Below are 12640 nucleotides of genomic sequence, written 5' to 3' on the forward strand. Positions count from 1 at the left end.
GCTGCGCGCGGCCCTGGCGGTTTTGCGGGGTCGAGATTAGCGCTTTATTTGCTCGTTTGCATTAGGGGTTCGAGGGGTGGTTTGCCTGCGGCGCTTGAGGTTGTTGAGTGTTCGCGGCAAGTCGCTGCGGTTTTGTTTTGATCGCTGAGGATCAGGGGTTTTAGCGACGTCAAAGTAGTTGGGGGGTAGTGAATGGGATAGGGGGTTTTTTTGCCTTTGGCGGCGGCATTTCCTGGTTTTGGCGTCTTTGGCCTTTCGGTGGACTTGTATGCCTACGGCGTTGGCCTTTCCTTGTTTTCTTATCGGTTTATTAGCGTTCCCCCTGTGCGGGGGGCACCTACTTTTCTTTGCCGGCCGCAAAGAAAAGTAGGCAAAAGAAAGCGGCTCACACCGCCAACATTTAAGTGGGTCCCCTGGCTTGGAGGGGATTGTGGTCCGATTAACGGATCACACCTCGGTCCATAACGGTCTGTGACACAGCCGTCATCCGCTCCCACTCCGCACTGCGTGCGTCGCGCGGACGGGTCTGCCAGGGAAACCGGGTGCTTCGTTTGTACGCGGCGGGGGCCATCGGCTTCGCCTCGGCGAGGCGCCGAAAAAACACGGATGGTTTTGTGAAGTACCGCATCGGCGCGCGCAGCGGCGCCGGAAGCATGACAGCCTGGTCACTCAGGCCAGAAGGCGCGCAGGCCCAATCTCTACGGAGCCACGATCCCCTCCAAGCCAGGGGACCCGCTTAAGAATTGGCGGTTTGAGCCGCTTTCTTTTGCCTACTTTTCTTTGCGGCGGCAAAGAAAAGTAGGTGCCCCCCCGCACAGGGGGAACGCTAATAAACCAAAAGCAAAAGAAGCAGCCAACGCCACAGGCGAACCAAATAATGCCGCCGCCAAAGGCAAAAACCAACCCCTATTCCCGGCTAGCAATAGCCCTCTTATCCGAGTTCGAAGAACCGGCCCCATCTGCAGTCTGCGAACCCTGCCCCTGACCCCACACAACGGAGTTGTCAACGGCATACAACCGGCATGGATCCGAACTCTGCTTCTGGCAATTGGCAATCGCCACCGACATCGGATCATCGCCGCCCTCGGCCCAGGACCACGCCCCTGAGTCAGAAACAGCAAACGCCCGGCTCGGATACTGATGCAAGAAATTCCGATACCCATTGCGCCCAGCTTCGTCGACAAACGGCACGGCGTCGACCGCATCGACAGCAGCAAACCCACTCGGCTTGGGCAACGAAGGATCGGACACCCGATATTGCACGCCAGTCGGCATCCCCGCCTGCGCGAGGAAAGCCTCCACCGCAGGCCACCACACATGCACGCCGTCCCGATCACCCACCAGCCGGTGCGCGTCGTTCTTGTAGTTGCCGAAATCCACCATCTTGGCACTCGCGCCATGCTCGGAATACGCGGCATACATGCCGGCCACCAACGGCGCAGTCCAGACCGAATCGTTATCGCCATACAGCCACAGCGACGGCACCTTGGTCTTCTCGCCATAAGCGCCGAACGCGCGTGTCAGGTTGCCTTGCCAGTCCGTACACGCGTCCTGCCGCAATCCGCCTGAGAAATTGATCAGCGCCCGTACGCCGGGAGCCGCTTGCGTGCCGTAAGCCATGGTCGCCAGACCACCGTGCGAGGTGCCGGCCACCACAATGTGCGCCGCATCCACATACGACTGCTTCGACATGTAGTTGATGGTCGCGGCCACATCGCCGGCCTGGCCGACACCGTTGCGTTCAACGTCGCAGCCATCCTGCTGATACGTGCCGTCGGAATGGCCGAACCCCTGACGGTTCGGCGCCACCACCACGTAGCCGCGGCGCACGAACTCGCGCGCGAACGGCAGCGGGTCGCTGCGCTCCTGCGTACGCGGGTCGCCAGGCATCTTGCCGTGGTTGAAAACGATCATCGGGAACGGGCCTGCGCCGTCCGGTTTGTAGATCGTGGTTTCGAGCGTGGTCTCGCCGGACGCATCGACAGGCACGCGGATGATCTGTTCGTTGAGGCCGGCGGTCGGCAGGTAGACGTCGTCGTCCAGCGCGATGCGGGGCACGTGTGCACGCGTCAGTGGTCCGGCCTGGGTGTCGGCGAGTGGATCGGCGTGTGCGAGGGCGATAGCGCACGTTGCCGTTGCGCAAATCACCGCACACTTCGTCAGAACCTTGCTGAACACCATTGACGCACCTGCCTCAAAGACCTGCCCTGAACACCGTGACGCCTGTTTGCCGAAACTCGTTACTGACAGTTGCCTTTCGCTGTCATTTTCGACAAACAAAAACACACTCGCGTACGTTGTGCGCCAGGCGCACGCACGCTAATCGAGATCGCACGGGATGAACCCAAACGGCCGACGCGACCCCACGCGCCGATGATGAGCGCCACACGAAGCAGCCGGGAACCGCCGCCGTACCAGAATGACCAGTGATCGGCGAGGCGCCTGCGCAGTCTGCGGAACCGATATCGGCCGGTCCTCGCAACGTGGCGTCATAAACCTACGGCCTCATCCTGGCACGACAATTTTGTTTTGCGCAATCAAGGAGAACCCGCGGCGCAAAAATTCCCGCGTCCGGATCGAGAGGGTAGGTGGGCACAGAAGCGCCGACTGGCGGTGCCTGGCTGCCCGAAACAGTCGGCGTAAAAGCGCGTGCTGTGGTGCAGCGCCAACACGAAAAAAAAGCCCGGTTTTCAGGGCCATATGTGCCGATGCGACGGCGTGTCAGGTGTGCGATAGCGCCCCGTAAGCGATCGGAAGGATTCGTTCTATTCGGTGAGGTCGCCCTCGACGTAGCGCCACCGACCATCTTCGCCGCGTGCGAAGCGGCTCAGTTCGTGCAGCCGATGAGCGCGGCCACCCACCTTATAACGTGCGACGAATTCCACCGTCGCGTGATTGGGACCCGTTTCCGCAAAGCCCTTGATTTGCAGTCCGAGCCAACGCGGCGCATCGGGCGCGGCTGGATCGGCGTCGAGGTCGGCAGGGCAGGTATGGGGCGCCCAGGTGGCGCGCAGATAATCCGTTGCGCCCACGACATACGCGCTGTAGCGCGAGCGCATCAGTTCGAGCGCGCGCGGCGCCGCTTCGCCGCCGTCGATATAGCGGCCGCAGCATTGTGCGAAGCGGGGCGCTTTGGCGCCGCTGCGCTGCCCGGGCGAGGCGCCGCCGCACGGGCAGTCGGCAGGGCGTTGCGTGTTCAATAAGGGCTTATTCATCAGACGTTCAGGCAAGGCCGCGCGCAATCAGGATTTTCTGGATGTCGCTGGTGCCTTCGTAGATCTGGCACACGCGCACATCGCGGTAGATTCGCTCAACGGGGAAATCGCTCAGATACCCGTAGCCGCCATGAATCTGTAAGGCCGCCGAACAGATGCGCTCGGCTGCTTCCGAGGCGAACAGCTTGGCCATTGCCGCTTCGGTCAGGCAGGGCAGCCCCGCATCTTTCAGCGACGCCGCGTGCCAGATCAACTGACGTGCGGCTTCGAGCTGGGTCGCCATGTCGGCGAGACGGAATTGCACGGCCTGGTGCGAAAACAGCGGCTGACCGAAGCTCTCGCGTTCCTTCGCATAGCTGAGCGCCGCTTCGAACGCGGCGCGCGCCATGCCGACGCTCTGCGCGGCGATACCGATGCGGCCGCCTTCGAGCCCCGAAAGGGCGATCCGATAGCCTTCGCCTTCCGCACCGATCAGATTCGCGGCGGGCACGCGGCACTCTTCGAAAATGATCTGCGCCGTGTCCGACGAATGCTGGCCGAGCTTTTCCTCGACGCGCGCGACGACGTAACCCTTGGTATCCGTCGGCACGATAAACGCGCTGATGCCGCGCTTACCCGCCGCTTTATCGGTGACGGCCAGGACGATCGCGACGTTGCCGTTCTTGCCGCTCGTGATGAATTGTTTGACGCCATTCAGCACGTAGGCATCGCCGTCCCGTGTCGCGGTGGTGCGCAACGCCGAGGCATCCGAGCCCGCTTGTGGTTCGGTCAGACAAAAGGCGCCGAGCATCTCGCCGCGTGCGAGCGGCGTGAGCCAGTCGCGCTTCTGCGCGTCGTTGCCGTAGGTCAACAGGATGCTGCACACGGGGCAGTTGTTGACGGAGATCGCGGTCGAGGTGCCGCCGTCGCCCGCGGCGATTTCTTCGAGAATCAGTGCGAGCGCCAGCGCATCCATGCCGGCACCGCCGTAGGCTTCGGGCACCAGCACGCCATAGGCGCCGAGCTCGGCAAGCTGACGATGCACGTCTTTTGGAAAAGTACGCTCGCGGTCCCAGCGCGCAGCGTGCGGCGTGACCGCTTCGCGCACGAACGTGCGCACCGCATCGCGGACCATCAGGTGATCCTGATCAAGCACCATGGCTCAGTCTCCTCATTCGTATTTCACCAGTCGAGCGGCGTGCCGTCGTATTGATAGAAGCGGCCGTTAAACGACGCGTGCGCGGCGGCGGCCTGCGCGAGCACCTCACGCATGCCGGTGACGCTGCGTGCCGGATCGATGGCCGCCTGGGCACCGCCCATCTCGGTGCGCACCCAGCCCGGATGCAGTGCGATGCAGGCGGCGCGCTTCGCGTCCAGCGAAGCGATCTTCAACGCGTCGTTGAGCGCCGCTTTGCTCGCGCGATACAACCAGCCGGTCGTGCCGCTCGCGTCGCTGATGCTGCCCATCTTGCTCGAGATCACGGCGAACACGCCGCCGCTTTCTTCGACCAGCGGCAGCAGCACGGGCATCAACTGCATCGGACCCCGTACGTTGGTGCTCATCACGTGATCGAAGTCTTCGGCGGTGACGGTTTCGATGCCTTCGGTGCGCGGGCCATACACACCCGATACCAGCACCGCGGCATCGAGCCGTTCGCCGTCGAGCTTCCAGCCCAGCGCCCCGATCTCTTCGGGCACGGTGACGTCGAGCGAGAAGGTTTCCGCGCCGAGTTCATTCAAGGCGTCGAGCGAAGCACCGTCGCGTGCGGTGGCGAGCACCCGCCAGCCGCTCTTTGCGTACTGCCGCACAAACTCATGGCCGATGCCGCGCGACGCACCGACGATCAACACTGTCTTCATGCTCTCACCCAGACTCTGTGACTGGTCAAACACTCAAACCAGTTCGATACCCATTGCGGTCGCTTCGCCGCCGCCGATGCACAGCGTCGCCACGCCGCGCTTGCCACCGCGCTTCTTCAACGCGCCGATCAGCGTGACGAGAATCCGTGCGCCCGACGCACCGATCGGGTGGCCGAGCGCACAGGCACCGCCGTTCACGTTGACCTTCTCATGCGGCAAACGGTGTTCCTTCATCGCCGCCATCGTGACCACCGCGAACGCTTCGTTGACCTCATACAGATCGACTTCGTCCGCGCGCCAGCCGTTCTTCTCGAACAGCTTGCGAATCGCACCGACCGGGGCGGTGGTGAACTTCGCCGGTTCCTGCGCGAACGTCGAGTGGCCGACCACGCGGGCAATCGGTTCGACGCCGAGACGCTTCGCGGTCGATTCACGCATCATCACGAGCGCGGCGGCGCCGTCGGAAATCGACGACGAGTTTGCTGCCGTCACCGTGCCGGTTTTGCTGAAGGCCGGCTTGAGCGTGGGGATCTTGTCGAGGTTCGCCTTGAAGGGTTGTTCATCGCGATCGATCGTCACGTCGCCCTTGCGGCCTGCCACCTTCACCGGCGCGATTTCCCATGCGAACGAGCCGTCTTCATTGGCACGCTTCGCACGGTTCAGCGACTCGACCGCGAACGCATCCTGCGCTTCACGCGTGAAGTCGAACGACGCCGCGCATTCCTCGGCGAAAGTGCCCATCAGGCGGCCTTTCTCGTAGGCGTCTTCGAGGCCGTCGTAGAACATGTGATCGATCACCTGACCGTGGCCCATGCGCATACCGCCGCGCGCTTTCGGCAACAGATACGGCGCGTTCGTCATGCTCTCCATGCCGCCTGCCACGATCACGTCGACGGAACCCGCAGCCAGCATGTCGTGCGCGAACATCGCCGCGCGCATGCCCGAGCCGCACATCTTGTTGACCGTGGTGCTGCCGGTACTCATCGGCAAACCGGCACCCAATGCGGCCTGACGCGCGGGCGCCTGGCCGAGGCCGGCGGGCAGCACGCAGCCCATCACCACTTCGTCGATCTGCTCGGGCTTCAGCCCCGCGCGTTGCACCGCGGCTTCGATCGCGACCGAGCCGAGTTGCGGCGCCGTCAGCGAGGCGAAATCGCCCTGAAATGCAGCCATTGGCGTGCGCGCCACGCCTACGATGACGATCGGATCAGACTGTGTATCACTCATGTTTAAGCTCCTTGATCACACCTTCGACGATGGCCGGCACGTCGCCGAGCTGCGCCGCATCCGCGGCCACCACGTCGTTATCCGCTTTATGCGCGCGGCTCGCCGACACTGCCGCGACGCAGTTCTTATAGGTCTCATCCAGCGCGGCCGCTTCGGTGATAGTCATGCCGAGATTGCGGACCTTGCCGTCGTGCACGCCGTACGCCCAGCCGTGCACCGTGAGTTCCTGACCACGCGCCCACGCGTCGTTGACGATGGTGGTGCGGCACACGTTGACCACCTGTTCGATGGTGTTCAGTTCGACCAGGCGCCGATGGCGCGCTTCGCCGAGCGGCCACTCCTCGAGCAGCGCCGCGTGCTTGGTGCGCACGTCCTGCACGTGATGCAGCCAGTTGTCCGCCAGCCCCACGCGGCGGCCGTGCAGCGCCGCGCCGACACCGGAGCAGCCATAGTGGCCAACCACCATGATGTGCTTGACCTTCAGCAGGTCGACGGCGAACTGGATCACCGACAGGCAGTTCAGATCCGAATGCACCACCACGTTGGCGATGTTTCTGTGTACGAACACTTCACCTGGCGGCAGACCGATGATCTGATTGGCCGGCACGCGCGAATCGGAGCAGCCGATCCACAGGTATTCAGGCGTTTGCTGATGTGCGAGACGCGAAAAATACTCCGGGTCTTCGGACAGTTTGCGGGCCACCCACGCGTCGTTGTTGTCGAACAGATGCGCGAGCGGATTAGGAAGAGAAGAAGCGTTCGTGTTCATGGTGCGTCTGGGCGGTTGCTCGACCGATTGACCGGTCGGTGTCGTTATATAAGGTACGGACGATGCATTCAATCATGCTGGCGGCGCGTGATGCTTACGCCGCGCGCACGTTGCGTACATCCGGTGACGTGTCCGGTGCATCGGCAAATCGTTCCGGATAGCGGATGCAGAAGCGCACGTTGTTGTCGTACGGAAAAAAGTCGGGCAGTTCGCCTTTCAGTAGATGATCCTTGTGCCGTTGCCACAGCGCGGGATCGAAGAAGTCCGCGTGATGCTGCATGAAGGACTGGCGCACGCGTGGGTCGCCAAGCAGAAACGTGCCGTATGTCTCCGGGAAGATGTCGTGCGGGCCGACCGAATACCATGGCTCGCCCGACATTTCGTCTTCCTCGTTACGTGGCGCCGGCACGGCGCGCACGTTGCAATCGGTCAGATATTCGATTTCATCGTAATCGTAGAACACGACGCGGCCGTGACGTGTCACGCCGAAGTTCTTGTACAGCATGTCGCCGGGGAAGATGTTCGCCTGCATCAGTTCCTTCACCGCGTTGCCGTATTCGCGGATGCCGTGATCGACGTCCGCGTCGGTACCGTTGTGCAGGAACAGATTGAGCGGCACCATCCGGCGTTCGATATACATATGGCGAATCACCAGATTGTCGCCGTCGTGCTCGATCAGTGACGGCACTTCCTTTTCGAGCTCACGCAACAGTGCGTCGTCGAGTCGCGACAGCGGCAATGCGACGCTCGAATATTCCAGCGTATCGGCCATGCGGCCGAGACGGTCGTGCCGTTTGACGAGCTGATACCTCTCCTGGATCTTCGCGCGCGTGGTTTCTTTCGGCGGCGGGAAGTAATCTTTGATCAGCTTGAACACGTACGGAAACGACGGCAGCGTGAACACCAGCATCACCAGCCCCTTGATACCGGGCGCGATGATGAACTTATCGCTGGAATGTTTCAGATGGTGCAGCAGGTCGCGATAGAACAGATTCTTGCCCTGCTTCTGCAAGCCCACCGACGTATAGATTTCCGCCTTCGGTTTGCCCTGCATGATCGTGCCGAGAAACTCGACGTAAGCGGACGGCACTTCCATGTCCACCAGGAAGTACGAGTGCGAGAAGCCGAAGATGATCAGCAACTGGTCTCGGTTGAGCAGCACTGCGTCGAGCGCGAGGACGCCGGGCGTGACGTGGCGCAACGGCACCGCGAACGGCAGCAGCGAGTCGCCGTTGATGATTCGCCCGACGATATACGCCGACTTGTTCCGGTAGAACAGTGACGACAGCACGTGAATCTGGAAGTTGGGCGCTTCGTCGAATACCCCGAACGCTTCGTGGATCGACTGCATCACGCATGCGACGTCGCGTTGCAGATCTTCGAAAGGCGGTTCCAGCTGAAAGTTCGTGACGATGCGCTCGAGCGTTGCGGCAAGACCATCCTTGCCGGGGTAATACGCGCGATAGGTCGGCTTCGCCGCTGGTTCGTCGTTTTCGATGTATTCGGTCGAGATCGCCGGCCGCACGAAAATGAAATCGTTGTTGAAATACGAACGGTGCAGGATCTTGCAGCACACCGAATTGAAAAACGTTTCCGCGCACTCGGGCTGGCGGTGCGTGGTCAGCAGGCCGATGAAGTGCAGCTTGATCTGCTGCCACACTTCGTCGTCGATGTTTTCCGCGTCGTATTCGTCTTCAAGCAAGACGACGCATTCCTCGACGCGCTCGTCATACGAGGTAATGCGCTCGCGCGCGAGCCTTTGCAGAGCATGCCAGTCCGCGGCTTCGAAAAGCGTTTTGGCATGGATCGCGGCGTCGCGAAAGATCCGGTAATGCCGATCGAAGCCTTCGAGCATCGTCTGGGCGACGTCAAAGCCGATCTGCGACGACAACAGTTTAGGGAAGTGATTCATGTCGACCGTGCATTTGTCCCATGTCGTGAAGACACCCGTGATTGTAGCGTCCGGGTGGGCTAGCGGCTCACGCCGGTTTGGCTTCGCGTAAGCCATTCTCCAGCAGGGCGCGCGCCTGGCCTTCATATTGCGCGAGGTCTTCGAGCGTCGCGTTCAGATCTTCCAGCTGGCGTTCGAGCACTTCGCGATGCCGGGCGACGGTCGCGAGGAACGCATGCAGTTGTGGCACGGTATCGGTTTGCGATTCGTAAACATCGAGCAGGTCGCGGATTTCCGACAACGTGAAGCCGAGCCTTTTGCCGCGCAGCGTCAGCTTTAGCCGCGTGCGGTCGCGGCCCGAATAGACGCGCCGCAAACCACTTGATCCCTCGCGACTGGGTGAGAGTAAACCCTGGTCTTCGTAGAAGCGGATCGCGCGCGGTGTGACGTCGAATTCCCGTGCGAGCTCGGTGATCGTGTATTGCGTGTTCATCGGGAGATCCCGTAGCCGGGCAGAAAATCGGATTGGACGATAGAATCGACGTTTACGTTATCGTCAACCTGATCGAAACGCAATACGGCACAACCACGCGGCACAACCACGCCGTCCGGCATCGCATACCTCGCCATGCCGCACGGTCGACGGAGGAAGACACCCACAATGAATGCACTCGAACATCAACTCGACTATCCATTCAACGACGCCTTGCCGGAGCCGGGCCACGCAATGGAAGTCGCGCCCGGCGTGTTCTGGCTGCGCATGCCGCTGCCCTTTGCACTCGACCACATCAATCTGTGGCTGCTACGCGATGAAATCGACGGGCAGGAGGGCTGGACGGTGGTGGATTGCGGCATTACATCGGACGTGATCAAGGAGAACTGGGAGAAAGTGTTCGACACGGTGCTCGACGGCCTGCCGGTGCTGCGCGTGGTCGTTACACATTGCCATCCGGACCACATCGGCCTCGCGCACTGGATTTGCAGCGGCGGCGACAAGAAGCGCTGGGACGTGCGCTTGTGGACGACGCTAGGCGAATACATGCAGGCCCGTGTGATGGCGGCGGGCGACGGTTCGAATGCGGGCGGCGAGGGCGCGGCTCGGCACTTCGCGCGGCATGGCTTGAACGACGAGGCGTCGCTCGAGAAGCTGCGCAATCGCACGAACTACTACTCGAGCCTCGTGCCGGCGATTCCGGGTCAGTACCGCCGTTTGCGCGAGGCTGATGGCGTGAAGATCGGCGGCAAGACGTGGCGCGTGGTGACCGGCTTCGGTCATTCGCCGGAACACTGCGCGCTGTATTGCGAAGGGACCGGCACACTGATCTCTGGCGACATGGTGCTGCCGCGCATTTCGACCAATGTGTCTGTGTTCGACATGGAGCCGGAAGGCACGCCGCTCGCGCTGTATCTGGAATCGCTCGGCCGCTACGAGACCATGCCGGAAGACACGCTCGTGCTGCCGTCGCACGGCAAGCCGTTTCGCGGCGTGCGTACGCGCATCAAACAGTTGCGTGAGCATCATGACGCGCGTCTGGCTGAAGTGCGCGAGGCCTGTGCCGAGAGGCCGCAGAGCGCCGCGGACATCGTGCCGCTCATGTTCAGGCGTGAGCTCGACATCCATCAGATGACGTTCGCGATGGGCGAGGCTTTGGCGCACTTGCATCTGCTGTGGCTCGCGGGCGAGTTGAAGCGCACGCAGGATGCGGATGGGGTGATCCGCTTCTCGGCGGCTCAGCACGCGGGATAGTCCGTAACGTATGGTGGCCCGGTTAGTCCACTGTGACCGGTCCGAAGCGCCAACCCGCGATGGTCCATTGCATCGTATGGGTTGGGTGCAACGCTTCAAGGAAGTCCGCGTCATGCGACACGACAACTATGGCGCCAGGAAAGTCCGTTAGCGCCTCTTCGAATGCCAGCACGGATTCGAGATCGAGGTGATTGGTCGGCTCGTCGAGCAGGAGCAATTGCGCAGGCGTGCCGCGCCATAACGCATGCGCTAGCGCCGCTTTCAGGCGCTCGCCACCGCTCAGATTGCGTGTGGGTTGCGTCACGCGTTGTGCGTCGAGTTGCAGCAAGGCAAGGCGGCTGCGCAATTCGCCTTCGGCGAGCGGCGTGTCGAGCACACCCAACTGTTCGACTATCGAGCACTCCGGGTTGAGCAGTTCCAGCCGCTGATCGAGGTAGGCGCACGGCACGTGCGTTCTGCTCGTGCCGCTTAACGGCGGGATCTGACTTGCGAGTACTCGCAGCAGGGTCGATTTTCCGCAGCCATTTGGGCCGATGAGTGCAATGCGCAGCGGACCTTCCACGGACCACGTCACCGTAGCGCAGGGGTCGCCGGTAGCCAGCCACGGTAGTTGGGCATCGTCTAGCGTGAACACCTGACGGCGCGTCGGTACGATCGCGCCCGGCAACGCGAGCAGCACCGGGCTGTCCGGTAACAGCCGCGCCGCGCTCTCGCCGACCTGCGCGTCGAGTTGCGCTTTGAATTGCTGCTGGGCGCGCCGGACATGTCCCATGATTTCGGCGGCTGCGGCTTTCATTGCTGAGCGCTCGTTACTCGACACGTTCGCTGTTTCCGCATAACGGCGCAGCGCCGCCGCGCGTCGCTGCACGGTGTCGTGTTCGCGTTGCAGACGCCGCCGGTCGCGGGCGCGTTCGGTGCGAGCGTGGCCGAGCGCGGCTTGCGCTGCGGCGTCCTCCGCTTCGCGCCGGGCGACGAATACCTCATAGTTTCCGCCATAAATACGCGGCCCATGCGGCGTCAGTTCGACGATTCTCGCGACGTTGCCGAGCAGCTCGCGGTCGTGGCTGACGACGATCAGACCGCCGCACCAGGCGTCGAGCATCCGGCTCAACCACGCACGGCCTTGACGATCGAGGTGATTGGTCGGTTCATCGAGGATCAGCAGATCGGCACCGGACAGCAGCGCGCCGCTCAGGGCGACCCGCGCGAGTTGGCCGCCGCTCAACGAGCGAGCGGGATGATCGGGTGTCAACCCGGGCAGGCCAGCTTCTGCTAGCGCGCTTAGTAAGCGTGCGGCAAGGTCCCAGCGGCCGTTGATGAGATCGATGTCGGCTTCGGCTTCGGCTTCGGCCTCGGCCTCGGCAGTACCGGCGGCAAGGCGTGTCAGGGCGTCGAGCGGGGCCGCCAGCCCGGCCGCCTCGGCCACGGTGGCGCCCGGCGCGACAAGTGCGTCTTGTGCGGCAAAAGCAACCGAGCCGTATCGCTCGATCTTTCCCGCCGACGGCGCAAGCTCGCCCGCAATCATTCGCGCCAATAGGCTTTTACCCACGCCGTTACGGCCGGCGATCGCGGTGCGCGCGTGATCGAACGTGAGATTGAGTGAATCGAAAAGTGTCGCGCCATCGTCGAAATGGAACGAGACCTGACGCAGGGAAACGAGTGTGGATGCTGGCGCGATATGAGCCATAAGCACCTCCGAAAATGTGTGAAACCTTTCGCACAGACACGCATGGAAGCGGTCTATGGCGAAAACATTCTGGAAGGCTTAGTTATTCACTTTGGCTGATACCGGTTGAGGAAAGTGCCGAAAGTATAGCAAGCTGATTTTGCCGCGTAAGGTTGCGCTGCGTGGTGCGTTGTCACGATAAGACACATTGCGGTGTACGAATTGTGTGAGACAGAATGAAAACAGGCCCTGTGCGGTGCAACAGGGCCTGTGTAAAAAGGCTGTG

10 protein-coding genes are annotated in these 12640 nt (G+C 62.2%); 1 reads left to right on the forward strand and 9 read right to left on the reverse strand.

The window, feature by feature from the left end; all coding sequences use genetic code 11:
- Positions 1-906 precede the first annotated feature (906 nt).
- The 8 genes from PQR27_RS01050 to PQR27_RS01085 form a co-directional block, all read right to left on the reverse strand.
- Positions 907-2181 (reverse strand): dienelactone hydrolase family protein, encoded by a 1275-nt coding sequence (locus tag PQR27_RS01050; RefSeq protein ID WP_408521885.1) that lies wholly within the window; start codon positions 2179-2181, stop codon positions 907-909.
- Between the two features lie 584 nt (positions 2182-2765).
- The gene (locus PQR27_RS01055) at positions 2766-3215 is read right to left on the reverse strand and encodes a YchJ family protein (protein WP_408521886.1); all 450 of its coding nucleotides are present in this window, start codon (positions 3213-3215) and stop codon (positions 2766-2768) included.
- 7 nt (positions 3216-3222) lie between these two features.
- Positions 3223-4353: an acyl-CoA dehydrogenase family protein gene (locus PQR27_RS01060; RefSeq protein ID WP_408521887.1), complete on the reverse strand. Its 1131-nt coding sequence runs from the start codon at positions 4351-4353 to the stop codon at positions 3223-3225.
- Positions 4354-4376: 23 nt separating this feature from the next.
- Entirely contained in the window at positions 4377-5054 is a 678-nt protein-coding gene (locus PQR27_RS01065) for an SDR family oxidoreductase (protein ID WP_408521888.1), read from the reverse strand.
- 33 nt (positions 5055-5087) lie between these two features.
- Positions 5088-6281 (reverse strand): acetyl-CoA C-acetyltransferase, encoded by a 1194-nt coding sequence (locus PQR27_RS01070; RefSeq protein WP_408521889.1) that lies wholly within the window; start codon positions 6279-6281, stop codon positions 5088-5090.
- Positions 6274-7050: a carbonate dehydratase gene (gene can / locus PQR27_RS01075; protein WP_408521890.1), complete on the reverse strand. Its 777-nt coding sequence runs from the start codon at positions 7048-7050 to the stop codon at positions 6274-6276. The genes PQR27_RS01070 and can overlap by 8 nt, the downstream gene beginning before the upstream one ends.
- A 94-nt stretch (positions 7051-7144) precedes the next feature.
- The gene (gene aceK, locus PQR27_RS01080; protein WP_408521891.1) at positions 7145-8962 is read right to left on the reverse strand and encodes a bifunctional isocitrate dehydrogenase kinase/phosphatase; all 1818 of its coding nucleotides are present in this window, start codon (positions 8960-8962) and stop codon (positions 7145-7147) included.
- A 67-nt stretch (positions 8963-9029) separates the two neighbouring features.
- Positions 9030-9434 carry a MerR family transcriptional regulator gene (locus tag PQR27_RS01085; protein ID WP_408521892.1) on the reverse strand — a complete coding sequence of 135 codons (405 nt, stop codon included), beginning with the start codon at positions 9432-9434 and terminating at the stop codon, positions 9030-9032.
- Between the two features lie 168 nt (positions 9435-9602).
- On the opposite strand from PQR27_RS01085, the gene PQR27_RS01090 reads away from it, so the two are divergent.
- Positions 9603-10688, forward strand: a complete 1086-nt coding sequence (locus tag PQR27_RS01090) for an MBL fold metallo-hydrolase (RefSeq protein ID WP_408521893.1) — start codon at positions 9603-9605, stop codon at positions 10686-10688.
- A gap of 22 nt (positions 10689-10710) precedes the next feature.
- Here the strand turns inward: PQR27_RS01090 and PQR27_RS01095 are convergent, their stop codons facing one another.
- On the reverse strand, positions 10711-12375 hold the full coding sequence (locus PQR27_RS01095; RefSeq protein WP_408521894.1) for an ATP-binding cassette domain-containing protein: 1665 nt from the start codon (positions 12373-12375) through the stop codon (positions 10711-10713).
- Positions 12376-12640 lie beyond the last annotated feature (265 nt).

The sequence above is a fragment of the Paraburkholderia fungorum genome, assembly GCF_046027215.1.
Classification (GTDB): Bacteria; Pseudomonadota; Gammaproteobacteria; order Burkholderiales; family Burkholderiaceae; genus Paraburkholderia; species Paraburkholderia fungorum_D.

Excerpts from the sequence above, each read along its gene's own strand:
- PQR27_RS01050 (WP_408521885.1), bottom strand. The coding sequence starts at position 2,181 with ATGGTGTTCAGCAAGGTTCTGACGAAGTGTGCGGTGATTTGCGCAACG.
- PQR27_RS01055 (WP_408521886.1), bottom strand. The coding sequence starts at position 3,215 with ATGAATAAGCCCTTATTGAACACGCAACGCCCTGCCGACTGCCCGTGC.
- PQR27_RS01060 (WP_408521887.1), bottom strand. The coding sequence starts at position 4,353 with ATGGTGCTTGATCAGGATCACCTGATGGTCCGCGATGCGGTGCGCACG.
- PQR27_RS01065 (WP_408521888.1), bottom strand. The coding sequence starts at position 5,054 with ATGAAGACAGTGTTGATCGTCGGTGCGTCGCGCGGCATCGGCCATGAG.
- PQR27_RS01070 (WP_408521889.1), bottom strand. The coding sequence starts at position 6,281 with ATGAGTGATACACAGTCTGATCCGATCGTCATCGTAGGCGTGGCGCGC.
- can (WP_408521890.1), bottom strand. The coding sequence starts at position 7,050 with ATGAACACGAACGCTTCTTCTCTTCCTAATCCGCTCGCGCATCTGTTC.
- aceK (WP_408521891.1), bottom strand. The coding sequence starts at position 8,962 with ATGAATCACTTCCCTAAACTGTTGTCGTCGCAGATCGGCTTTGACGTC.
- PQR27_RS01085 (WP_408521892.1), bottom strand. The coding sequence starts at position 9,434 with ATGAACACGCAATACACGATCACCGAGCTCGCACGGGAATTCGACGTC.
- PQR27_RS01090 (WP_408521893.1), top strand. The coding sequence starts at position 9,603 with ATGAATGCACTCGAACATCAACTCGACTATCCATTCAACGACGCCTTG.
- PQR27_RS01095 (WP_408521894.1), bottom strand. The coding sequence starts at position 12,375 with ATGGCTCATATCGCGCCAGCATCCACACTCGTTTCCCTGCGTCAGGTC.